General features: G+C 51.0%; 23 protein-coding genes. 16 read left to right on the top strand and 7 right to left on the bottom strand.

Annotated elements, in window-relative coordinates:
- Window positions 1-31 precede the first annotated feature (31 nt).
- A complete protein-coding gene (locus tag UNDYM_RS16000) occupies window positions 32-787 on the top strand; it encodes a hypothetical protein (protein WP_162041912.1) in 756 nt (251 codons plus the stop codon).
- Between the two features lie 37 nt (window positions 788-824).
- Here UNDYM_RS16000 and UNDYM_RS15995 read toward each other — a convergent pair whose 3' ends face one another.
- Window positions 825-1,019 (bottom strand): hypothetical protein, encoded by a 195-nt coding sequence (locus UNDYM_RS15995; RefSeq protein WP_162041911.1) that lies wholly within the window; start codon window positions 1,017-1,019, stop codon window positions 825-827.
- 244 nt (window positions 1,020-1,263) lie between these two features.
- Here UNDYM_RS15995 and UNDYM_RS15990 point away from each other — a divergent pair, with 244 nt between their 5' ends.
- On the top strand, window positions 1,264-3,573 hold the full coding sequence (locus UNDYM_RS15990; protein ID WP_162041910.1) for a TonB-dependent siderophore receptor: 2,310 nt from the start codon (window positions 1,264-1,266) through the stop codon (window positions 3,571-3,573).
- A gap of 96 nt (window positions 3,574-3,669) precedes the next feature.
- Here the strand turns inward: UNDYM_RS15990 and UNDYM_RS15985 are convergent, their stop codons facing one another.
- Window positions 3,670-4,167 carry a pilin gene (locus UNDYM_RS15985; protein ID WP_162041909.1) on the bottom strand — a complete coding sequence of 166 codons (498 nt, stop codon included), beginning with the start codon at window positions 4,165-4,167 and terminating at the stop codon, window positions 3,670-3,672.
- A 181-nt stretch (window positions 4,168-4,348) separates the two neighbouring features.
- On the opposite strand from UNDYM_RS15985, the gene pnuC reads away from it, so the two are divergent.
- The gene (pnuC, locus tag UNDYM_RS15980) at window positions 4,349-4,939 is read left to right on the top strand and encodes a nicotinamide riboside transporter PnuC (RefSeq protein ID WP_162041908.1); all 591 of its coding nucleotides are present in this window, start codon (window positions 4,349-4,351) and stop codon (window positions 4,937-4,939) included.
- The gene (locus UNDYM_RS15975; RefSeq protein WP_162041907.1) at window positions 4,927-5,451 is read left to right on the top strand and encodes an AAA family ATPase; all 525 of its coding nucleotides are present in this window, start codon (window positions 4,927-4,929) and stop codon (window positions 5,449-5,451) included. The genes pnuC and UNDYM_RS15975 overlap by 13 nt, the downstream gene beginning before the upstream one ends.
- A gap of 76 nt (window positions 5,452-5,527) precedes the next feature.
- Here UNDYM_RS15975 and rpoD read toward each other — a convergent pair whose 3' ends face one another.
- Complete coding sequence (gene rpoD / locus UNDYM_RS15970; protein WP_370529487.1) at window positions 5,528-8,029, bottom strand: RNA polymerase sigma factor RpoD; 2,502 nt, start codon at window positions 8,027-8,029, stop codon at window positions 5,528-5,530.
- A 224-nt stretch (window positions 8,030-8,253) separates the two neighbouring features.
- On the opposite strand from rpoD, the gene UNDYM_RS15965 reads away from it, so the two are divergent.
- From UNDYM_RS15965 to budA, 9 genes are all read left to right on the top strand, one after another.
- A complete protein-coding gene (locus UNDYM_RS15965) occupies window positions 8,254-8,610 on the top strand; it encodes a hypothetical protein (protein WP_162041905.1) in 357 nt (118 codons plus the stop codon).
- Between the two features lie 125 nt (window positions 8,611-8,735).
- Entirely contained in the window at window positions 8,736-9,206 is a 471-nt protein-coding gene (locus UNDYM_RS31400; protein WP_370529339.1) for a cytochrome c, read from the top strand.
- Window positions 9,203-9,472: a cytochrome c gene (locus tag UNDYM_RS31395; RefSeq protein WP_370529338.1), complete on the top strand. Its 270-nt coding sequence runs from the start codon at window positions 9,203-9,205 to the stop codon at window positions 9,470-9,472. The genes UNDYM_RS31400 and UNDYM_RS31395 overlap by 4 nt, the downstream gene beginning before the upstream one ends.
- 37 nt (window positions 9,473-9,509) lie before the next feature.
- The gene (locus UNDYM_RS15955; RefSeq protein ID WP_162041904.1) at window positions 9,510-10,811 is read left to right on the top strand and encodes a cytochrome c; all 1,302 of its coding nucleotides are present in this window, start codon (window positions 9,510-9,512) and stop codon (window positions 10,809-10,811) included.
- A 452-nt stretch (window positions 10,812-11,263) separates the two neighbouring features.
- The gene (locus tag UNDYM_RS15950; protein WP_162041903.1) at window positions 11,264-12,190 is read left to right on the top strand and encodes a hypothetical protein; all 927 of its coding nucleotides are present in this window, start codon (window positions 11,264-11,266) and stop codon (window positions 12,188-12,190) included.
- A gap of 14 nt (window positions 12,191-12,204) precedes the next feature.
- Complete coding sequence (locus tag UNDYM_RS15945; RefSeq protein WP_232063507.1) at window positions 12,205-12,948, top strand: penicillin-insensitive murein endopeptidase; 744 nt, start codon at window positions 12,205-12,207, stop codon at window positions 12,946-12,948.
- Between the two features lie 45 nt (window positions 12,949-12,993).
- Entirely contained in the window at window positions 12,994-13,419 is a 426-nt protein-coding gene (locus UNDYM_RS31110) for a DUF4184 family protein (protein WP_162041902.1), read from the top strand.
- Window positions 13,404-13,781, top strand: coding sequence for a DUF4184 family protein (locus UNDYM_RS31105; RefSeq protein ID WP_162041901.1), 378 nt, complete (start codon window positions 13,404-13,406; stop codon window positions 13,779-13,781). The genes UNDYM_RS31110 and UNDYM_RS31105 overlap by 16 nt, the downstream gene beginning before the upstream one ends.
- A 73-nt stretch (window positions 13,782-13,854) precedes the next feature.
- Window positions 13,855-14,637: an acetolactate decarboxylase gene (gene budA / locus UNDYM_RS15930; protein WP_162041900.1), complete on the top strand. Its 783-nt coding sequence runs from the start codon at window positions 13,855-13,857 to the stop codon at window positions 14,635-14,637.
- 17 nt (window positions 14,638-14,654) lie between these two features.
- Here the strand turns inward: budA and pstS are convergent, their stop codons facing one another.
- Window positions 14,655-15,728, bottom strand: coding sequence for a phosphate ABC transporter substrate-binding protein PstS (gene pstS, locus UNDYM_RS15925; RefSeq protein ID WP_162041899.1), 1,074 nt, complete (start codon window positions 15,726-15,728; stop codon window positions 14,655-14,657).
- Window positions 15,729-15,920: 192 nt separating this feature from the next.
- On the opposite strand from pstS, the gene UNDYM_RS15920 reads away from it, so the two are divergent.
- The 3 genes from UNDYM_RS15920 to UNDYM_RS15910 all read left to right on the top strand — a co-directional run bounded on the left by UNDYM_RS15920 (window position 15,921) and on the right by UNDYM_RS15910 (window position 18,280).
- Window positions 15,921-16,385, top strand: coding sequence for a hypothetical protein (locus UNDYM_RS15920; RefSeq protein ID WP_162041898.1), 465 nt, complete (start codon window positions 15,921-15,923; stop codon window positions 16,383-16,385).
- A gap of 249 nt (window positions 16,386-16,634) precedes the next feature.
- Window positions 16,635-17,399, top strand: a complete 765-nt coding sequence (locus UNDYM_RS15915) for a GNAT family N-acetyltransferase (protein WP_162041897.1) — start codon at window positions 16,635-16,637, stop codon at window positions 17,397-17,399.
- A gap of 2 nt (window positions 17,400-17,401) precedes the next feature.
- The gene (locus UNDYM_RS15910) at window positions 17,402-18,280 is read left to right on the top strand and encodes a UDP-2,3-diacylglucosamine diphosphatase (protein ID WP_162041896.1); all 879 of its coding nucleotides are present in this window, start codon (window positions 17,402-17,404) and stop codon (window positions 18,278-18,280) included.
- A gap of 1 nt (window position 18,281) precedes the next feature.
- Here UNDYM_RS15910 and UNDYM_RS15905 read toward each other — a convergent pair whose 3' ends face one another.
- The 3 genes from UNDYM_RS15905 to ppk1 form a co-directional block, all read right to left on the bottom strand.
- Window positions 18,282-19,169 (bottom strand): EamA family transporter, encoded by an 888-nt coding sequence (locus UNDYM_RS15905; protein WP_162041895.1) that lies wholly within the window; start codon window positions 19,167-19,169, stop codon window positions 18,282-18,284.
- A 101-nt stretch (window positions 19,170-19,270) separates the two neighbouring features.
- Window positions 19,271-19,750: a phosphohistidine phosphatase SixA gene (sixA, locus tag UNDYM_RS15900; protein ID WP_162041894.1), complete on the bottom strand. Its 480-nt coding sequence runs from the start codon at window positions 19,748-19,750 to the stop codon at window positions 19,271-19,273.
- Window positions 19,750-21,936, bottom strand: a complete 2,187-nt coding sequence (gene ppk1, locus UNDYM_RS15895; RefSeq protein ID WP_370529337.1) for a polyphosphate kinase 1 — start codon at window positions 21,934-21,936, stop codon at window positions 19,750-19,752. The genes sixA and ppk1 overlap by 1 nt, the downstream gene beginning before the upstream one ends.
- Between the last annotated feature and the right edge of the window lie 3 nt (window positions 21,937-21,939).

Below are 21,939 nucleotides of genomic sequence, written 5' to 3'. Positions count from 1 at the left end.
GATTTTAATTCGATTTTAATTTTACTAAAGCATGATCAATAAGTACGCCTCCATTTTTGTCCTGATGCAGTTAGCTTCAGTACAGGCTTTTGCGCAAATGAATAGCGCAACGCCTGTTACGAAGCCTGCGGCTGCACAGGTGGCAGAAAGCCAGGCCGAGACTGAATGGATCAGCTATCGCAGTGCTTACCGCCTGATGATACAGTTTGAGAAGTATGGCAAGCCCAAGAACCTGATCCAGAGCCATTTCCAGGTGAGCGCAAAAAATGGTAATCCTTTGCCAGACAATCTGCAATTGCATCTAGTCAGCAAAAACATGCGCTTGAATTTGCCACTGGATGCTGTTGGCCGTGCCAGTTTTCCCTTGCTGAAGTCTGCCTATGATGAAAATGCCGAGCTGGTGTTGAGCCAGACTTCCGGGCAAGTCAATTTTCAAAGCCGGATATCGATTATTGCCAGGGCTGATGGTATTTATGAAGTTGCCGAATTACGCCTGGCATGCGAGCAGGCACTGACTTATCTGAAAAATATGGGGGATGCCAAAACCGCTGCCAAATCCTGTGTGGGTGTGAGATTTTCCTATTTGAAGAACGCAGCGCAGGCAGGTATCAAGCTCAGGAACATAGACATGTCTGTGCACGCACTGGCATGGCAAGAAAATAGTGCCTTCCCTGATGAAAACAATAAGTCTTATAAAACCGTGACCCTGCGCTTTGCCGATGCGCCGGAAAAAGGACAGTTACTGGCGCAACAGCCACCTGTGGCAATTGCACCAGTCTTTGAATGAATTAACTACTAATTAATTCATTAATACAGCTTACGTCCTACCAGCGACGCCAGTGCCTGCCACCACCACCCCAGTAAGGGCCGCTCTGTATTATAACGGGGGGAGGGCTGACATACACCCGTGGCCCATAACCATATCCATACCCATAGGGTTGTGCAGGAGCTACGACACAGCCAGACAAACCCAGGGCGCCTATGAGTATGGCAGCCAGACCAATAATGTTTCTTCGCATGATGTACTCCTGTTGGTACTTCAGTTGTAATGCTTGACAGGGTGTTTGCGTTGACAATTCAAGTGTAAAACTCTGTTGCGGATGTTTCAAAAAATAATTTGTAAGAATTGATAAAAAATATTACTTGTTTGAAAACCACAATGAGCAATAACTTGAGCAAACATTTGTTGCGTCGCGGAACTTGACGCCGTGTGGTATGGTCTTAGGTTTGTTCTCTTACGACTATTGCCACAATAACATCTATATGCAAACCCACAGTTTAGCCATACGCCCAACTATTTTGTCACTGGCCATCATGGCCGCCTTCAGCCAGTCTTCCTATGCGCAAACTACTGCGCCTGCGACACCAGCCAAAGCCGAAACTGCTGAAAAAGCAGATGCCAAGGCAGCGGAGCCAAAAATACAAAAAGTAGAAGTACAGGGTAACCGCGTCTATGACGAACGCCGTCAGGACACTGCGTCCAAGATCGTCGTCACCCAGGAAGAAATCTTGCGTTACGGTGATACCACCGTCAGCGAAGTATTGAAGCGACTGCCAGGCGTGACCATAGGTGGCGTGCAGGGCCGTGGCGGCGATATCCGCATGCGTGGTCTGGGCGCAGGCTATACCCAGATCATGCTCAATGGTGAACCCAGCCCACCAGGTTTTTCGCTGGACTCCCTTTCCCCTGACCTCATAGAGCGTATAGAAGTCATACGTGCAGCGACGGCTGATCTCAGCACGGCATCTATTGCGGGTACCATCAATATCGTCTTGAGAAAGACCGTGCAGACAGCACAAAAAGAACTGAAGCTAGGCCTGTTTGAGGATGGTGGCAAGTTTGGTGAAAATGTCAATTACCAGATATCAGACAAGGCTGGCCGCATGTCATATTCCATCTCCGGTAATCTAAATCATGGAAAGTATGAGCGCCCCTCGTATTCAGATGAGGTTCGCATGGATGCGAATGGCAATCCATATGTAAAAACACAGACTTACAACCTGGGCTGGGGCACTTTCAATAACGTGGGATTTTCACCCAGAGTAAATTGGAATTTTGAAAATGGTGATACGTTGACAACGCAAAGCTTTGTCAATGCAAACCGTTTTGATGGATACTCCAGCGATGTGAGGACGGCAACTGTAATTGGTATCTTGCCAAAACCACTCGAAGAAAAAGATGTATTACCAATGTATGCGAGTGATTTTCAAAAAATACACTCTGACTTTGCCATGTTGCGCACTAATTTGAACTGGATACACAAGCTGGCCGATAGCGCCAAGCTGGATGTCAAACTGGGTGTGAACTATAACAAACGTAATTCAGATGTAGGATTTGCAGGTTATAACAAAGATGGTGCGCAAATACTTGATCGCAAGAGTATTTCTGGAGCGACTGACAAAGGCCTGACCATGAGTGGTAAATACAGTGCGCCATTTGTTCAGGATCACTCGTTTGTATTTGGCTGGGATGGCGCATATAGCAAACGTGGTGAAACACGCACTCAAAAAGAGGATGTTTCCTTTGCTGCGAACAAGCTCAGCCCTTCCCCCTTATTGGCGAATGATCTTGACGAAAACTTTAACGCAGACGTGACCCGGATGGCAGTGTTCGCCCAGGATGAATGGAATGTCACCAAGCAGTGGTCTGTATATGGTGGTTTGCGCTGGGAAGGTATTGATACCCGTAGCAGTGGTGACTTCAAGGCTAATAACACTGGCAAAAATACGCCTTACAGCATACATAACAGATTCAGCGTCTGGAGCCCGATACTGCAAACTTTGTATAAACTCCCTGACAGCAAGAACGACCAGATCAGACTGGGCATCACCCGTACTTATAAAGCTCCCGATACCAGTCGTCTGATACCGCGCCGTTTCATCTCTAACGAAAATACTCAAGGCAGCCCGGATTCTCAGGGTAATCCTAACCTCAAACCTGAACTGGCGTGGGGCTTGGATATGGCTTATGAACATTATCTGCCTGGCGGTGGTATGCTCAGTGCCAGTGTATTTTTCCGCAGGATCAATGATATTACACGCACTGATTTGTCAAAGGATACTAATGGCAGATGGGTCAGTATGCCAGTTAATGATGGCCAGGCTACGACCAAAGGCGTAGAGCTTGAAGCGAAGTTCCCTCTGCGCGCGATGCTTGACGGCGCGCCTGCTATCGATTTCAGGGCGAATGTCTCTTTCAACTGGTCCACTCTTAGTAGTGTGACTGGACCGAACAACCGTTTGGATTCACAAACACCTATCAGCGCAAATCTGGGCTTGGATTACAAGCTGGACAAGATACCACTGACCTTGGGCGGTAATGCCAGCTTCCAGGACGGTGGGCCGGTGAAAATTTCTAATACGCAGAGTTCGTATTCTGTGCCCAAGCGCGTACTTGATGTGTACGCCTTGTGGAAGTTTGACCCCAAGACGAATCTACGTGTGTCGCTAGGTAATCTTTTGCATCAGGACAATATCAATATTGGCAGCTTTACAGGTGATAACGGCTTGATACAAACCAATGTCACTCCTACCACGGTGACTGCCCGCGTCATGTTTGAACACAAGTTCTGACATTATCAGCACTGAAACAAGAAGGGCACTTCAGTAATGAAGTGCCCTTTGTCTATATACAGAGGCTTGACATTCAAGCCAAGCGGTCAACTCAGCTTATTTCTTGCTCTCGACCTTTGGTCTGCAGTATGAAGGCAGGTTCGCTGGCGGCACTGTCGTTTTATCTATGCCCTTGACCGTCATTTTTTCTGGTGGTGTACCTGTGGCGCATACCCATGCCACTGGCACGATGGGTGCATCTTCAACCACTGCCGGGCGCAAGCTCAGAACCTTGCCTTTGATTGCACCATGGGCATTATTGCCAAAGGTGATATTGACCACGCCGTCTTGCACCTCCACCGAGCTGACGAGGTTGCTGACAATTTTGTCGGCGACTGGCAAACCAGCTGCAATATTGTCTGCCGGAAACTTCTTTTCAGTTTGCCAGGTAGCGGCGACCGGTTTTTTTGCGATATCCGCAAACTGTATGCCGACTTCCAATTGCTCCCTGACGACCTTGAACATATAGGATGGAACAGCCATGGCTGCCAGGATGGCAATGACGCCGATGACTATCATCATTTCCAGTAAGGTGAATCCTGAGTGTTTTTTCATAAAGCTGATTTTTGTTGAATGTTGAGTTTTTAGGAATATAGCGGATAAGCCTTGCTTATCACAATCTAAATATCAAGAGAATGTACTTGTGCAGCGGCTGGCGACGCCTGTTGGCGTAATAAGCTATGACACAAGTAGCCCTATCGTTGATAATGCGGGCAAACCAATTATCCTTTGCATGATGAATGATCCTATTCCCCTGTTAGGCTTCAGTACCAGTTGGCTGGAGCTGGCTTCCTTTGCCTTGTCTGTCATCACCGTCGCTCTGAATATACGGCAGATACACTGGGCCTGGCTGTTTTCCATCCTTTCCTCTGGCATGTATGCCGCCGTATTTTTTGAATCCAGATTATATGGAGACATGGGTTTGCAGTTTGTCTTTATCCTGGTATCGGTCTGGGGCTGGGCCAACTGGCTGCGTGGTGATGATAGTCATGAGCGCTTGCAAGTCACGCGTTTGAATGCGCAGAGCAGGTGGAATTCTCTTGGGATGACTGTGCTGGCCTTTGTCTTGCTGGCCTGGTTCCTCAAGAGCTATACCGATACTGATGTACCTTTTGCCGATGGCTTCCTGACGGCTGGCAGTTTGCTGGGGCAGGTTTTGCTCAGCCGTAAAAAACTGGAAAACTGGCATGTCTGGATCTTCGTCGATGTGCTGTATGTTGGCCTGTATGTCTATAAAGGCCTGATGCTGACGGCGCTGCTGTATGCAATTTTCGTTATCATGGCCATCATGGGCTTGCGTGCCTGGAGTAAAACATGTCCTCAGTAAACCGTGTCGTCATATTGGGGGCAGAGTCCTCAGGTAAATCCATATTGGCCGAGGCGTTGGCTGCGCATTACCAGACCCTCTGGGTGCCCGAGTATTTGCGTGAATTCGTTGAGCAGAATCAGCGTGTTCCTAAGGCAGAAGAGCAAATCCTCATCGCCAGGACACAGGTACAGCGCGAAGCTGAGTTATTGAAGCAGGCTAAACAATGGTTGTTCTGCGACACTGGCCCCATCATGACAGCTATTTATAGCCGCCATTATTTTGGCGAGCCGGATGCAGAACTGGCTGAACTGGAACTGTCGCATCAATATGATTTTTGCATAGTCACTGCACCAGATTTTCCCTGGCAGCCAGATGGCTTGCAGCGTGAATCTGCCTATGTGCGTGACCGCGTACATCAGGAAGTATTGGATGTGCTGGATGAGAGGGAAATCCCTTTCTTGCTGGTTGAGGGAAATACCCGGTCCAGGCTTGAGCAAGTACAGTTCGCTCTATCTTTTCTATTGAGTTGAGTTCAATAAAAAAAGCACTGCAATCCTGAAGATGCAGTGCTTTTTATTTGAGCTTGTTTGAACCCCCGGGCCAGGCTTAGTTACTTTCCATCAGGCTCTTCAGGTGATCAGCGCGGGCAGGGTGGCGCAGTTTTTTCATGGCCTTGGATTCAATCTGACGTATGCGCTCACGCGTCACTTCAAATTGTTTGCCTACTTCTTCCAGCGTGAATTCGGTACTGGTTTCCAGGCCAAAACGCATGCGCAAGACTTTGGCTTCACGCGGGCTTAAAGAATCCAGTGCCTCTTTCAGTTTCTCTTGTACCGATGCCTGCATCGCCGCTGCCATCGGCGACAAGGTCATGCTGTCTTCAATGAAGTCACCGAGTTGTGAATCACCATCATCACCAATAGGTACGTCGAGCGAGACTGGTTCTTTGGCGATCTTCAGGATTTCCCTGACCTTGCCTTCTGGTAGGCCCATTTTTTCAGCAATCGCTACCGGTTCTGGTTCCAGGCCTGTGGTTTGCAAGAGCTGGCGACGTACGCGGTTCATCTTGTTGATGGTTTCTATCATGTGCACTGGTACGCGGATAGTGCGTGCCTGATCCGCAATCGCACGGGCAATCGCCTGTCTGATCCACCATGTTGCATAGGTAGAGAATTTATAGCCGCGACGGTATTCAAATTTATCCACTGCCTTGAGCAAACCGATATTGCCTTCCTGGATCAAATCCAGGAATTGCAGGCCACGGTTTACATATTTCTTGGCGATGGAAATGACCAGGCGCAAATTGGCCTCAGTCATGGCGGCCTTGGCTTCGCTGGAACGTTTTTCACCAGCCACCATCTGCTTGTTGATTTCACGCAGGTCATGCAAAGGCAGACTGACATTGTGTTCCAGGTCGATCAGCTTTTGTTGCAATTCACGCGCAGCATGAATATTGCGGCCCAGGATGGCAGCATAGCTGGATGTGCCATTCATTTCCTTGTTCAGCCATTCTGGATTGGTCGCATTCTGCCGGAAATGTTCAACAAAATAAGCACGTGGCATGCCGCATTTATTGACCATTAGTTCCAGCATCTGCTTTTCAGTCTGGCGCAAAGTCTTCATTTGCTTGCGCAAGGAGTCGCACAGTTTTTCTGCGGTCTTGACACTGAAGCGCATGCCTTGCAACTCGCGTGTGATTGCAAGCTGTGCCTGCTGGTAAGCCGGTGATTTATAACCATCCGTCGCGCGGGCCGCCTGCATTTGCTCAAAGCGCATGCCGACTACTGCAAACTTTTGCAGTACCACAGTCTTCATTTGCTGCAATTGTTCGTCGCTGATGCCGCTGGCGTTTTCTGCCACCGCGTCATCGTCATCATCCAGATCATCCAAGTCATCGTTGTCGCTGAGTTCTATGGCGGGAGCGTCAGATGCGTCCGGATCGAGCAAGCCATCAATGATGTCGTCCACGCGGATTTCATCTTTGGAGATTTTGTCGGCAATCGCCAGGATTTCCTGTATCGTGCCAGGGCAGGCAGAGATAGCCTGCACCATGTCTTTCAAGCCATCTTCTATACGCTTGGCGATTTCGATTTCGCCTGAACGTGTCAGCAATTCCACGCCGCCCATTTCACGCATATACATGCGTACCGGGTCAGTGGTACGGCCAAAATCTGAATCCACAGTGGCCAGTGCGGCAGCTGCTGCGGCTTCTGCTTCATCTTCAGTGACATTGTTGGCGACGTTATCGGTCAGCAGCATCATCGCAGCATCAGGTGCGGCGTCATAGACGGCAATACCCATGTCGTTGAGGGTGCTGATAACGCCTTGTATCATTTCAGCGTCGGCAACGTCGTCAGGCAGGTGATCATTGATCTCGGCATGGGTCAGGTAACTGCGGTCCTTGCCCAGGTTGATCAGCTTGGTCAGTTGCTTGCGGTATTGTTCCAGTTGTGCTTCCTGGCTGGCGGCATTGCCCGTACCAGGTTTCTTTGCCTTGACACGTGCGGCACGCTTCATCTCTGCTGATTCTGCTGCGTTCAATGCCAGGATTTCATCATTCTCGAATTGAAATTCAGAAGACTTGCGGCCACGCTTGGCTGGCTCGCGCATGGCTGGCAAGATATAAGCTGAAGTATCTATGTCCTTGATGCTGGTAACGCTGCTTGCTGCAGCCGCAGGGGCAGTAGCCGACACAATTGGGGCGGTGGCCGGTGCCAAGGCAGCCGCCACTGGCTTCATCGTCACAACGGGTGCGGGTGGTGCCAGCTTGCCCGAGCCTATGCGTGCCTCACGCTTGATGATGGCAGGTGCGGGTGTTGCCGGCTGGTCAGCCAGCAATAATTTCTTTGCCAGTTTTGGGCCGCTTTTACGTATGACGACGACACGCGGCTTTGCGGCCTCAGCATCGGCCATATTGCCAGCAGTATTTCCGGCAGCCTCGGCCTTGCCGTTGCCTTCAGCGACATCGCTGGAAGCGGTCTCGATGTGGGTATCAACTGCCGTAGCCGACAGTTCCGTGCTGCTGTTCTCGCTGCCTTCAACTGCCGTTGCTTCCGTCTCTGTGGACGTGCATGCCGCCTCTTCAGGCGCACTACTGCCGTCAGCCATCGCGGTCTGTAATCTGGAGCGGCGTTTGGTAATTACCGTTACTGGTGTCGATACCAGTGTCGGTGTTTCTTCTATCGAATCTACTGGATTCGACACCGGTACTACCACCTGTACAGTTTGCACTGTGGCCGTGCGCGCTACGCTGAGCGCGGGGCGGTTCAGTTGCAGTTGCGGTTTTTTACCTAATGTCAGCGTTGAGCCTGTTTTTGTTGTAGGAGAAGTGTTTGAGTCAGTTAAGCTGTTTTTCATGTAACAAATTCGAATACGACAACAAATGCTTGTCAATAGTGTTTGGCAATAGCAAGGGCGAAAAGCTGCTGGCGATCATCATTTGCAGATCAACGGCAGGCGCGGCGCGGATAAAAAAGCCCGCTGGTAAAAGCGGGCCAGGTCATCTTGCTGAATCTGGGCCTCAAAAGAGACGAAAGGGCAGAATTATCCTCGGCTTAAGCATTCTTGACAAGCAAGACTTTGCTTTCTTTTGCAGAAAATTTTGTACCCTTGCCTTAATGCTGACCAGTGAGGTCAGCAAAGGGCTGATATCTACAGGCTTTGCCCAGTGTCAGGATATTTTTGCTTGAGGTTTCAAGGAGTGAGTAGCTTGGCAATGTTTGATGTAAATCATATGTTCTTGCGCTTGATCTTAAAGAAATTGGACAAACTGTTAAGCTAGCGGCTTTGTGCCATTATTTGTTTTTATATCGCCATGCACTTTACATATCACCTGAAAGCCAGCCTGCTTTGCTTCTTGCTGGGCCTGCCATTAATCGCCACGGCACAGGCTGCCCAGCCTGCACAGTCAAGCCTGAAAGTGCCGGACACCCTGGAGCAAAGGCTGAAAGCCTGCACCGCCTGCCACGGGGCAGAGGGCAGGGCGGGCACAGACGGTTTTTATCCGCGCATTGCTGGAAAACCAGCCGGATACCTGTATAACCAGTTATTGAATTTCAGGGAAGGCAAGCGCGCTTATCCCGCCATGCGGTACATGGTTGCCCATATGTCGGACGCCTACCTGAAAGAAATAGCAGAGTATTTTGCCAGCCAGCATCCGCCCTATGCTGCCCCCAGGCCAGTGATGCGAATGCTGTTTTGCTGGAGCGGGGCAGGCTACTGGTCGCGCAGGGAGACAAGTCACGTAATGTGCCTGCCTGTGTCTCTTGCCACGGCAAGAGCATGACGGGTCTGGCTCCTTTCATGCCAGGGCTGGTAGGCTTGCCGCGTGACTACCTGATCGCGCAACTGGGGGCATGGCAGACTGGTAGCCGTAAAGCGTATAAGCCAGACTGCATGCAGCAAATTGCTGGCAAACTCAATCCCCAGGATATTGCTGCTGTATCCAGCTGGCTGGCAGCCCAGACTGTGCCTGGCGATAGCATTGCTCCTGCAATGACCTTGACAGAAAGCGCCCAATTGCCACTGAAATGCGGCAGCCTGTCACAATAAGTCGTAATTCAGCCGTAATTAAGCCGTAAATAAACTTATGAAAAAAATCTTATCATTCGCTGTGCTGTTTTTGCTGGCCTGCATTTTGGCGGTAGCAGGCTTTGGCTATTATCTGGTCGATGACAAAAGTACGGTCAATACAGCCGCGGGCAAGCCACAGGCAGAGCAGGTCACCAGGGGCGAATATCTGGTCAAGGCAGGTAATTGCATGGGCTGCCACACGGCACGTGGCGAAGCCGCCTTTGCCGGTGGCCGCCTGTTGCAAACTGATTTTGGCAACTTCAGGACGCCGAATATCACGCCTGATGCAAAGACCGGCATAGGCAACTGGACTGCCGACGATTTCTGGCAAGCCCTGCACAATGGCAAATCCAGGGATGGCAGCCTGTTATATCCATCCTTCCCCTATACCAATTACACCCAGGTTTCGCGTGCAGATGCTGATGTCATGTATGCCTATCTGATGTCCTTGCCCAAGGTGGAAAAACAGAACCAGGCACATGAACTGCGCTTCCCTTATGATCAACGTGCCTTGCTGGCCTTCTGGCGTGCTGCGTATTTCAGGCCCGCCAGCTATCAGGAAGACAAGAGCAAGTCTGTTGAGTGGAACCGCGGTGCTTACCTGGTCAATGGACTGGGACATTGCAGCGCCTGCCATAGTAGCCGCAACAGCCTGGGGGCAAATGCCGGTGTCAAAGATTTGTCCGGTGGCGAATTGAGCAGTTGGTATGCGCCTGCACTGACCAATAGCAAGGAAGTCAATCTGGCCAAATGGTCGCCGCAAGAATTGATCGCCTTGTTGAAATCCGGTGTCAATCAGCATACTGCCGTTTCTGGCCCCATGGCTGAAGTGGTGGCGGGTAGCACCCAGTATCTGTCAGACGCCGATATCAAATCCATGGTCAGTTATCTGCAGGCCATTCCAACCGTGCAGGTGGCTGAGAAGGATATGCTGGACAAGTTCATGGCAGGTTCTGAGCTGAGTGCGGAGCGCATGGATGCAGTCATGAAGCAGGGCGGCGCGCTCTATAAGACCCATTGCATGGATTGCCACGGTGCCCAGGGCGAAGGGGTAACCAATATTTATCCGGCCCTGAAGTCTAACCCCGGCTTGCTCAGCCATGCCTTGTCGAATCCGGTGCGCATGATCTTGTCTGGCGGCTTCCCGCCTGTGACCAAAGATAATCCGCGTCCTTACGGCATGCCACCTTTTGCCCATACCCTCACTGACAGTGAAGTCGCCCTGGTACTCAGCTATGTGCGCAATGCCTGGGGCAATAAAGCCGAGCCAGTGACCCCGGCAGAAGTCAATCGCTACCGTACTGCGGCAATGGAATAGTGTGGCAAATTACAATTTGATGACAATTCACATACATTTTTAAACATTCTTGCACTTCATCCGCTTTTACACTTGTGTTAATTGACATTGTTTGCAGATAGATTTGAAATCTGCAACCCGCTTGCCCCCTGTTTTTACAGTTATGTTGGCGGCGTGTGGTGGTGTCTCGAGCACTGGTGTGAACGCTGATGTAGTGAGGTCAGTGAAAGGGCTGGAATTTTTCTGGTCCGGTAATGGCAGACATGGTGTTATCCGACGCCCCTGTTGCTACCACTTGTCGCACTGGAAGTGACACCACCACGAAGTGGAGCATGACAGCAGCTTTTTGGCGTTGACTGTAATCGCTACCATACTGCCGACATGCTCCAATAACCCTATCCACCTGCCCAGGAAAAGTGTTATAGATCAGCAATTTCAGTTAAGATTGCTTCTTTATAAATCTTTTTCATCATATGCGATCCAGAATTGTCACATTGCTGCCAGCACTTGCTCTCAGCATCTCCTATCCTGCGCTTGCCGCCAATAATGTAGATCAACCCACTAAAACTACGGGGCCTATCAAGAGCCTGGCGGTGGATCAAAAATCCGATGCACGCTATGTGATTACAACGGTGCCGCAAGAGTCGGCCATGGAACGCTTTGAGATGAAAGATGCTCAGGGGCGCAATATTGCCTATGTTGCCATGACAGATGGTGATGTCGGTGGCCTGGTGTTTGTTGATAACAAACTCACGGGTGCGGTTTCCAAACAGGATGCGCTGGCTTTCTATAGCTGCCGTGGCTATGCTTCTGCCACCAAATACCATTGGGCTAAAGACGCCAATGCCTGGATAGACGGTTTGCTGGCCGCCAGCCAGCCGACCTCCGCAATCACTTTGCAATTCTCTGGCAAGTCGAGCTGGCGCAGTATTGTTGAAGTCGTCAATAATCCTTCCCTGTCACAAATTGGCTCGCTGGTGGATATCGGTACCAATCCCCTGGGTATTTTGCGCAAACTCAATAATGCGCGCGAATCCATGGCTGAGCGTGAATTGTTTGAAAAAACCAGGCTGCGCCTGATGGAGGTCACCACCGGCACCAGTGAAGGCAAAGTGGCAGAGATCATCAAGCCTGAAGATGTTTCATTTGCAGTCGGTGGCTTGGTCATGGCTTACCCACGGTTTTCCATTGAGTATTTTATTGCTGATGGTACGGTGAAGGCGATACAGCAGCCATCCTTCCATGTCCTGTCGCACAAGCAGGCAGCATTATTTTATGTGACCAATGCAAAATGGGAAATGTGCACGCCAGAAAACTGGCGAAATGCAATGCCGGTAGTGAATGTTCAAGCCCCTGCAGTGAGCACTACGCCACCTGCGCAGACGACTGAACCAAAATAAGTATCTGCATCGAGGTGGAATCCTTCGCACATATCCGTCGCCATCTGCTGGGCCTGGGCCTGGTATTGGCATGCTCTTGTGCAGGACTAGCATCAGGGCATGCAAAAGCACAAGAAAAAGTGCAGGCCAAAGCAAGTACCTGCTATGGAACGGTCGCCAATGGCAGGCTGGAAGGCGGCGTCAGCTTGCCAGAAAAAGGGAATAATTTTTCTGCGTATAGTGCCCTGGGCGTCAGCCTGGGGCGCACTTATGTACATTCCGCCGTTGCAGAAATTATTTCCCTGGCCTATCAACAGCTTGAGCAAACTGCCAGTGACAAAGTTTTTGTCTATGGTGAAACCGGCTGGAAAACAGGTGGGCGCATGCGGCCGCATCGTACCCATAAAAATGGTCTGTCTGTCGATTTCATGGTGCCCGTGCTTGATGCCCAAGGCATATCCCGTCCCCTGCCAGGGAATATGAATAACAACTATGGCTACGATATCGATTTCGATGCACAAGGTAGTTTTGGTGACTACCGAATAGACTTTGCCGCACTGGCCGAGCATTTATACGAGCTTGATCTTGCAGCAAAAGCCAAGGGCAGGGGACTTGCACTGGTGATCATTGACCCGCCCTACCAGGCAAAATTGTTTGCCACAAAGCGTGGCCCCTATCTACAAAAACACCTGAAATTCATGAAAGGAAAAGCCTGGATCAGGCATGATGAGCATTATCATGTTGATTTTGATTTGCCCTGCAAGAAGAATCCTGCTTAATTGTAAAACGTACTAACGGATGACCTGAACTTACTTTACCTGAACATGCCCTGGACCTTTGCCCATCCACTCGCCATAATGCCCCTGCGCCGCCTGGCGCCACAGCGTTTCAATTTGCTGGCTCTGGTTATTGGCAGTATTGCGCCTGATCTTGGCTACTATGTATTTGCCTTTGACCTGGCGACACTGGCGCACCAGTGGCCGGGCTTGTTGCTGGTGTGCCTGCCTTTAGGGTGGGTGATATTCATGTTCTTGCGCTTGATGCAAACACATTTTATTTATTTGCTGCCGCAGATACAAAGACAGGCGTTGCAGGCGCATCTGTCTGAATCTCTGGGACTGAGTGTTTCGCAGATGATCTGGATATCCTTGTCTTTGCTGCTGGGGGCCATGACACATATAGTCTGGGATGCATTTACCCATGCCAGTGGCTTGCGGTCGTCTATTTTGATGTCTTGCGTGAGCCAGTAGAGATAGCCGGTTTTCATACCCGCGTCTTCCATCTGTTACAGCATCTGAGTACCTTGATTGGTGTGGGTGGACTGGCTTATTGTTACTGGCAATGGCTGAGAAAACTTCCGCACATCGTCATACTCGAGCCAAGGGAGAGTGATCAGTGGCGGTATATTTTAATTGCCAGCACTGCCCTGACTGCATTATTGCTCGCGTTGCCGATGGCGTTTGCCATATCTGGTGCTAAGAATACCAGTGCAGCAAAAGAGGTATTTCTGTTTCGTTTCGCGCTATGCGCAACGACTTGCTTTGCCATACTGCTGACGATTGCTGCTTTACTGATCGCCAGGGCCAGAGTAAAACCAGAAGCACCGGAGTAAGCAATTGATACGCAATCAGAGACAATATGCCTTTTACTACATCACCCCTATCAACTTAAATGCGTAGAGAATCATGAAAATTCAAAAACTGGCAGTCCTGTTAGTCGTCGCTACCTTATCAGCTTGCGCCCAAGTGCCGAAGCAGGCGACAGTATTTCATTACGCCACGATAGACGCACTTCTCGCTGGTGCCTATGAAGGTGAGCTGACGGTTGATGAGCTGAAAAAGAAGGGTGATTTTGGCATAGGCACCTTTAACCGTGTCGATGGTGAAATGATTGTGCTTGACGGTGACGTGTTCCAGTTCAAGGCAGATGGGACTGTGGTTAAAGCCAGTGGCGGGCAATTGACTCCCTTTGCTGTAGTCACCACTTTCAAGGCTGACAATCGCTATGAAGTCAGCAAAGAAACCAGCATGAAAGAGCTCGAAGACATGCTCGATGAACGACTGGTCAATAAAAATCTTTTTTATGCTATCAGGGTAGATGGCGAGTTCAAACAGTTGACTACACGCGCCATTTCGCCGCAGGACAAGCCTTATAAACCGTTGGCAGAAGTGACCAAGACCCAGACCCTGTTTAACTTCAGCAATACCAGGGGGACCCTGGTTGCATTCCGCAGCCCCGGCTTTGCCAAGGGCTTTAATGTGCCTGGTTATCACTGGCACTATCTTTCAGATGACCGCAAGGCTGGTGGTCACGTGCTGGCACTCAGCCTCAGCCAGGGTACCGTCAAAGTGGGCGCAGTATCGGATGTAGAGATCAAATTACCCGCCAACAGCATGTTTGCCAACACCAATCAGACTGTTGACCGTGCAACGGAATTGAAGGCGGTAGAGAAGCTGCGCAAGGACTGAACATAGTCCTTGCTTTCTCAGTTTTTTGAACCAGGATCAGTACTCAGATTCCAGTTCAGGATATTGCCGTTTTTGTCGGTGACAGTCGTCATTTCCTTGAATATCCTGGCTTGCAAGCTATCGGGCAGGCGCACAAAATCGACGCTATTGACAAAGCGGTCACCGCGCATGAAGGCCCAAGTAAAGAATTTCATGGTGGCCGTGGTTTGCTGTGTGTCCCTGGCACGCTGTTGCATGATGATAAAAGTACCCATGCTGATAGGCCAGGTTTTTTGCCCTGGTTTGTCAGTCAGCATTTCTTCAAAATTGGCATCGGTTTTCCAGCCGCTGTTTGACAGGGCTGCAGAAAATGCCTCGGCAGAAGGGACGATGAATTTGCCATCGCGATTTTGCAGCAGGGCGTAATCGAGTTTTTCCTGCGTTACATAATTAAAGTCGATGTAACTGATGGCATACGGGGTTTTCTTGAGCGTGCTGGCAATATTGCTGCTGCCCTTGACTTGTATCAAACGGCTGTTCCAGGGAATGGTGAAATTCCTGCCAAACTTGGCTTGCCAATTCTTGCTGACCTTGCCCAGATAATCGGAAAAATTATAAGTCGTGCCAGAACCATCCTGACGCACGATGACTTCTATATTCTTGTTTGGCAAGCGCAAGCCGGGATTGAGTGCCGTGATCGCAGTATCGTTCCAGCTCGTGATTTCGCCAGAAAATATGCCCGCAAGGACTTCGCCGGTCAGGCGCAGTTCGGCGGTTTTGATACCTGGCAAGTTGATGACGGGCACCACGCCTGAAATAGCAGAGGGAAACTGTATGAGTTTGTCTTTTTTCAGGTCAGCCTGGCTAAGGGCAGCATCGCTGGCACCAAATTCCACGCTGTTTTCCTTGATTTTCTTGATACCGGCGGAGGAGCCGCTGGCCTGGTAAGTGACGGTAATGCCAGCGTTTTTGCTATAAGCATCTGCCCATTTCTGGTACAGGGGAGCCGCTGCAGACGAGCCTGAGCCCTGAATATCGGCATGGGCAGGAAGGCTGGCAAGAGGGGAAAACAATAAAACCAGGGGGAAGAGCAGGGCGTTGCGTGTATTCATGATAAAAAGTAAAGCTGAAAAGCGGGGGAACTGGAAACGAATTGGCGCGGATTATCTCACGAGCCTGAAAATTCCTCCCTGACGCAGTATTTTTCGTAATGAACCTGTCATTTCTGGTGGCTATGCTTCTTCCTTGCATATCGACAATAAATTGTTTATATTGTTTACATGTTTTCTAATCTGGAGGCTGGAATGGTAACCGCAGCAACGAAAAAAGTAAGTACTGTAGTCGCAGGTGCAGAGAAAAAAGTCGTCGCCCTCAAAAAAACGCCTGTCAAGCCTGCTGTTGTGGCTGTTGGGAAGAAAGTCGCCAGCAAACCTGCAGCCGAGCTGAAAGTCGCTGCAAAAGCGCCTGTGAAAGCTCCTGTACGCGCCAAACCGGCAGCCAGGCTGCCTGAAGCCAAGCCCGTCGCCGAAGTCGTCGAAAAAGTCAAGAAGGCCAAGCTGGTGCGCGATAGCTTCACCATGCCGGAAAGCGAATACGCGGCACTTGGTGCCGTCAAGAAAGCCTGCCTGAAAGCTGGCGTTGAAGTCAAAAAGAGTCAGTTGCTGCGTATAGGCGTCGCCCTGTTGAGCAAGACTGACGTGCCAGCCCTCAAGAAACTGATTGCTGGTCTGGCGCCGCTGAAGGCGGGCAGGCCAAAGAAAGAAAAATAATTCAACCGCAGCAATGCGCTGAATAGCAGGGGCACGATGCCGGGAACGTACCCGGCATGCGGTTTTGCCCTGCTGAGCTACAGTTTTTCAAGACTATCCCCGTTCTGGCATCCGCTCGATATCAGCCAAAACGGGGATTGTTGTTTTTCAGACTTGTCATAAAACCGACATCTTGCTGTCATCTTGCTGAAGTAATCCTTGATTATTCTTCGTTCGTCGGATAAACGAACAACATGACAAGGACGATGAATGCGATTACTCACGATACCCGCCGATGCTAATCCCAGTTTTTCCAAACTCAATCTGAGCCTTGCTACCACGGCAAAAGAAGTCAAAGAAGTACAGCGCCTGCGCTATAAGGTCTTTATAGAAAGCATGGGCCTGTCTGCTTTGTCCAACCCGGATGGCCTGGACAAGGATGAATTTGATGAGTATTGCGATCACCTGATCGTGCGCGATTCCAAGACCCTGAAAGTGGTAGGTACTTACCGCATCCTGGGGCCAAATGCCGCCCGCCAGATGGGCCGCTATTATTCCGAAACAGAATTTGACCTGTCGCGCCTGCAACATATACGCAATAGCGTGGCAGAAGCCGGTCGTGCCTGCATACACCCTGATTACCGCAGCGGTGCCGTTATCATGCTGTTGTGGGCTGGCCTGGCTGCCTATATGCGCCGTGAGCGCTGCTCGCACCTCATCGGTTGCGCGAGTATCAGCCTGACCGACGGTGGCCAGAATGCTGCGGCGATATACCGTGGTTTGTCTGCGGCAGATTTCTCTCCGCTCGAATACCGCGTTACGCCTCACACACCTTTCCCGCTCGATGAAATCGATAGCAGCACGACTGAGGCGCGTATTCCGCCATTGCTGAAGGGCTACCTGCGTGCCGGTGCCTGGGTGTGTGGTGATCCTGCCTGGGACCCTGATTTCCATAGCGCTGATTTATTCGTCATGTTGCCACTGGCGAATCTGGATGACCGTTACGCACGCCATTACGGCACAGGGGAGCAATAAAGATGAAACCAGCCGATCAGTTCCTGAATAGCAAATTGTATAAAACCGGTAAGAAAGAAACCCAGCGTTTCCGCACTATCTGGATTTCAGATTTGCATCTGGGAACGAGCGGCTGCCAGGCGACCAAGTTGCTGGAGTTTTTGCGTGCCACCGATTCAGATACCCTGTACCTGGTCGGTGACATCATCGACGGCTGGCAACTCAAGCGCCGCTGGTATTGGGACCAGACCCATAATAATGTGGTGCAGACTGTCCTCAAAAAAGCCAAGAAAGGCACGAATGTCATCTTCGTTCCTGGTAACCATGATGAATCGATACGCCAGTTCATCGATCTCGATTTTGGTGGCATCAAGATCAGGGACGAGCTGGTCCACACCACAGCAGCAGGCAAGCGCATGCTGGTCTTGCATGGTGACAGGTTTGATGGCGTCATCGCCTGTGCCAAATGGCTGGCCTATGTGGGTGACAGCCTGTACACTGTCATCCTGAAATTCAACCAGATCTTCAATAACTGGCGCGCCCGCGCTGGCATGCCTTACTGGTCGTTGTCACAATACCTGAAGCAAAAGGTCAAGAACGCGGTCAGCTACATCACGCAATTTGAAGATGCACTGGCAGATGAGGCGCGCCGCAAGGGACTTGATGGCATCATCTGCGGCCATATCCACAAGCCAGAGATACGCGATATAGGTGGCATTTTGTATTGCAATGATGGTGACTGGGTAGAGAGTCTGTCAGCTTTGGTGGAAGATGCCAAGGGCGAACTCAGACTGGTGACCTGGCATGACATCTGCCACCCTGAGCATGCGGCAGATGCGGTGGCAGACGCTGTGGCAGATACCGATGCGGAAGAGGCAGAACTGGAAACCGTTGCAGGCTAATTCAGGTTGCTGCAGCCGGTTTGAACCACGACCAGATACGCAGGCCAAACTGGTTGCAGGCCAAGCCACCAAGTACCAGCAAACCAGCACAGATTTTCCACCAGAACAAAGTCTCGTTCAACACGATAGATGCGGTGACCATGCCAACTACTGGCACCAGCAAGGTGAACGGTGCTATCGTCGCGGCGGGGTATTTACGCATCAGCCATGACCAGATGCCAAAACCGACGATGGTATTCGGGTAAGACTGATAAGCAATCGCGCCTATGGACGTCCAGTTCAGTTGCGCATAGGCGGCTTGCCAGGCATCCATGCCTTCCATCATGTAAGACGCCAGCAGCAAGGGCGGGCTGGCAATGGCCGAGCCCCACACCACCATCGCCAGCGGATTGACCACACCTATCTTCTTGGTGACGATATTGGCGATACTCCAGCACACCGCACCAGCGACCACCAGCAAGAATCCTATGATGGTTGCCTGTGCTTCCAGATGCATGGCAACCAGCGCCATACCGGACAGGGCGATCAGGGCACCCAGTACCTGCACGAATTGCGGTTTTTCACCCATGATGACAACTGCCAGGCCCATGGTGATGAAAGCCTGCAATTGCATGACCAGGGATGCCAGCCCCGCCGGGAAGCCCAGCTTGATACCGCAAAACAAAAGCGTGAACTGGAAGGCGAACTGGAACATGCCGTAGGCAACGACCCACTTCCATGATGTCTTGGGAAACGACACAAAAAATACCAGGGGCAGGGCAGAAAAGATAAAGCGCGATGCGGTAAACAGCACAGGCGGCAAACCTTGCAAACCGATTTTAATGACTACGAAATTGATGCCCCAGGTGATGACGGCGATCAGGGCGGCAAGGATGTGCGTGGGTTTCATCGTGCTTTATGGGTAAAGACGGCCCTACATACTAACAGCAAGCAGGATTTGCTGCAGAGCGCCAGTATTTTTACCTATGGCGGGTTTGCTGGAGGCGCTTGCTATTTCACCACCAGGTCGGGCGACATGATGGCTTTCAGATAGGTTTGCACGATGTCGTTCTCGCGCTGCTTTTGCGTGATCCACCAGACATTTCCTTTGCGCACACTATATTCTTGCAAAGGGTGGCCCAGCAATTCAGCGGCGACCTGGCCCAGGCAAGGCTGGTGGCCGATGATAAGTACAGGTTCGCGGCTGTTCGGCCAGTTGGCCGCCGTTAATACGTCACTGACCGTGGCAGCTGGCCCCAGTTCAGGAACGACCTTATACTTCCTGCCGCAGGCGATCAGGGCTTCAGCCGTGTCCCTGGTACGTATGGTGGGGCTGGCCAGTATCCTGCAGGTTTCAGGCAAGGTGCTATCGAGCCAGTAAGCAATTTTGCTTGCCTGCTTGTTTCCCTTGCCTGTCAGTTTTCTGAATTCATCAGTCAGTTCAGCCGTCGCCGGTTCTGCTTCTGCATGACGCCAGAGGATAAGATCCATTATGATTCTTCCGCCTCAGATAAGGAACCCAGGGTTTGCATCAAATGTTGCTGGGCGCAAAAGCGCACTTGTTTGGCTCTGGCTTTCTTGCGCTCATAGCGGCCATCCGAGTCCAGTGTCCATGCGTTCACGTTGTCTTTCAGATAGGGCTCCAGCCCTTCGGAAATAACCCGTTTTTTCAAGGATTTTTCGAGTACCGGGAAAGCCACTTCTATACGGCGGAACAGGTTGCGGTTCATCCAGTCGGCACTGGCCAGATACACATCATGCGCCAGGTCATTGCGGAAGTAATAGATGCGGCTATGCTCAAGGAAGCGGCCTATGATGGAGCGCACCTTGATATTTTCTGACAAACCTGGCACACCAGGTCGCAGGGCGCAGGCACCGCGGATGATGAGGTCAATCTTGACACCATCTGCTGATGCCGCATACAAGGCACGGATGACGGATTCATCGAGCAGGGCATTCATCTTGGCGATGATGCGGGCAGGGCGGCCTTCACGGGCTATGCGTGCTTCATTTCGTATGGCCTTGATGATTTGCGGCTGCAGGGCAAATGGTGCCAGCCACAGGTATTCAAGTTTCTTGGGTTTGGTCAAGCCAGTCAGGTGGATGAAGACTTCATTGACTTCTGCTGCTACCCCTGGGTGAGCGGTCAATAAACCAAAATCAGTATAAAAGCGGGTAGTAGATGGGTGGTAATTGCCTGTGCCCAGATGGGCATAGTGACGCAGATTGCCGCCTTCTTCACGGCGTATCACCAGCGCCAGTTTGGCATGGGTTTTCAGACCCACCACGCCATACACAACCTGGGCACCAGCGCGTTGCAATTTGTCGGCCCAGTTGATATTCGCTTCTTCATCAAAGCGTGCCATCAACTCGACGATGACGGTGACTTCCTTGCCTAGCCTTGCCGCTGTGATCAGCGACTCCATCAAATCCGAATTCATGCCGGTGCGATAGATAGTCTGCTTGATTGCTACCACGCTGGGGTCTTGTGACGCCGAGCGTATGAAGTCAATGACAGTCTGGAAAGGCTGGAAAGGGTGGTGCAAGAGTATGTCTTGCTTGCGCAGCAGGGTAAAAATATCGGCATGCGCGTATTTACCGATGGCCTTGGCCGAGAACGGCGGAAAACGCAGATTCGGCTGCTTGACATGATCGACCAGCTCACCGAGTCTGACCATGTTGACCGGGCCATCTACAGGATACAGACGGTCACTGTCGAGATTGAATTGCTCAAGCAGGAAGCGTGACAAATCCTCAGGGCAGTTCTTTGCGACTTCCAGGCGCACTGCCGCACCGAACTGGCGGGTTTGTAATTCGCCTTGCAGGGCCTGGCGCAGATTCTTGACTTCTTCTTCATCCACCCACAAGTCGCTGTCGCGCGTCACGCGGAACTGTGAATAATTGATTACTTCACGGCCATTGAACAAGTCTTCTATGTGTGAGTGTATGACAGAAGACAGCAGGCAAAAAGCCATGCCATTGTTGGAGAGTTCATCTGGCAGACGGATGATGCGCGGCAAAACGCGCGGTGCCTTGACGATGGCAATGGCTGTGCCACGGCCAAAAGCATCCTTGCCTGCCAGCGAGACAATGAAATTCAAACTCTTGTTGACTACTTGAGGGAAGGGGTGAGCAGGGTCCAGGCCTATTGGCGTCAACAGGGGTCTGACTTCACGTTCAAAATAGGATTTCACCCAGGCACGCTGGGCTTCATTGCGCTCGGAATGGCGCAACAGATGTATGCCTTTTTTGGAGAGCTGGGGCAAAATCTCCTGATTCAGTAATTCATATTGTCTTTTTGCTAATTGATGGCACTCATCGCTGACGCGTTTGAGCATGGCCTGGAAGGTTGGGTGTTGTACCAGTTCGCCATCTATCGTGTTCTGCGCCAGCAGGCTGGCCACCCTGACTTCAAAGAACTCATCAAGGTTGCTGCCGACAATGCATAAATATTTCAAGCGTTCAAGCAAGGGGATGCTGCGGTCCTCAGCCTGGGCCAGCACGCGCCAGTTGAAGGCAATTTGTGACATCTCCCTGTCCAGGAAAATCACCGAACGTGACAATTCTGGTGCTGCCACTGGTTTGACTTGCTTGGCAAGTGCCTTGATTCCAGTGTCAGGAACTTGTTTCATGTCTTCTGGCGCGGTTGCTGAAGAGGGTGTTTCCTGATTTGGCATAGT

Source organism: Undibacterium sp. YM2, assembly GCF_009937975.1.
Lineage (GTDB): Bacteria > Pseudomonadota > Gammaproteobacteria > Burkholderiales > Burkholderiaceae_D > Undibacterium.
Note: the sequence above shows the minus strand (reverse complement) of the source record. Positions and strands in the feature narration are given on the sequence as shown.

Bases quoted from the DNA above. Each gene is read 5' to 3' on its own strand.
- UNDYM_RS15910 (WP_162041896.1), top strand. From the start codon at position 17,402: ATGAAACCAGCCGATCAGTTCCTGAATAGCAAATTGTATAAAACCGGT.
- sixA (WP_162041894.1), bottom strand. From the start codon at position 19,750: ATGGATCTTATCCTCTGGCGTCATGCAGAAGCAGAACCGGCGACGGCT.
- UNDYM_RS31110 (WP_162041902.1), top strand. From the start codon at position 12,994: ATGCCCTGGACCTTTGCCCATCCACTCGCCATAATGCCCCTGCGCCGC.
- UNDYM_RS15990 (WP_162041910.1), top strand. From the start codon at position 1,264: ATGCAAACCCACAGTTTAGCCATACGCCCAACTATTTTGTCACTGGCC.
- UNDYM_RS16000 (WP_162041912.1), top strand. From the start codon at position 32: ATGATCAATAAGTACGCCTCCATTTTTGTCCTGATGCAGTTAGCTTCA.
- UNDYM_RS15950 (WP_162041903.1), top strand. From the start codon at position 11,264: ATGCGATCCAGAATTGTCACATTGCTGCCAGCACTTGCTCTCAGCATC.
- UNDYM_RS31395 (WP_370529338.1), top strand. From the start codon at position 9,203: ATGACGGGTCTGGCTCCTTTCATGCCAGGGCTGGTAGGCTTGCCGCGT.
- UNDYM_RS15905 (WP_162041895.1), bottom strand. From the start codon at position 19,169: ATGAAACCCACGCACATCCTTGCCGCCCTGATCGCCGTCATCACCTGG.
- UNDYM_RS15985 (WP_162041909.1), bottom strand. From the start codon at position 4,167: ATGAAAAAACACTCAGGATTCACCTTACTGGAAATGATGATAGTCATC.
- pstS (WP_162041899.1), bottom strand. From the start codon at position 15,728: ATGAATACACGCAACGCCCTGCTCTTCCCCCTGGTTTTATTGTTTTCC.
- UNDYM_RS15975 (WP_162041907.1), top strand. From the start codon at position 4,927: ATGTCCTCAGTAAACCGTGTCGTCATATTGGGGGCAGAGTCCTCAGGT.
- UNDYM_RS15995 (WP_162041911.1), bottom strand. From the start codon at position 1,019: ATGCGAAGAAACATTATTGGTCTGGCTGCCATACTCATAGGCGCCCTG.
- UNDYM_RS31400 (WP_370529339.1), top strand. From the start codon at position 8,736: ATGCACTTTACATATCACCTGAAAGCCAGCCTGCTTTGCTTCTTGCTG.
- rpoD (WP_370529487.1), bottom strand. From the start codon at position 8,029: ATGGCTGACGGCAGTAGTGCGCCTGAAGAGGCGGCATGCACGTCCACA.
- UNDYM_RS15920 (WP_162041898.1), top strand. From the start codon at position 15,921: ATGGTAACCGCAGCAACGAAAAAAGTAAGTACTGTAGTCGCAGGTGCA.
- pnuC (WP_162041908.1), top strand. From the start codon at position 4,349: ATGAATGATCCTATTCCCCTGTTAGGCTTCAGTACCAGTTGGCTGGAG.
- budA (WP_162041900.1), top strand. From the start codon at position 13,855: ATGAAAATTCAAAAACTGGCAGTCCTGTTAGTCGTCGCTACCTTATCA.
- UNDYM_RS15955 (WP_162041904.1), top strand. From the start codon at position 9,510: ATGAAAAAAATCTTATCATTCGCTGTGCTGTTTTTGCTGGCCTGCATT.
- UNDYM_RS15915 (WP_162041897.1), top strand. From the start codon at position 16,635: ATGCGATTACTCACGATACCCGCCGATGCTAATCCCAGTTTTTCCAAA.
- ppk1 (WP_370529337.1), bottom strand. From the start codon at position 21,936: ATGCCAAATCAGGAAACACCCTCTTCAGCAACCGCGCCAGAAGACATG.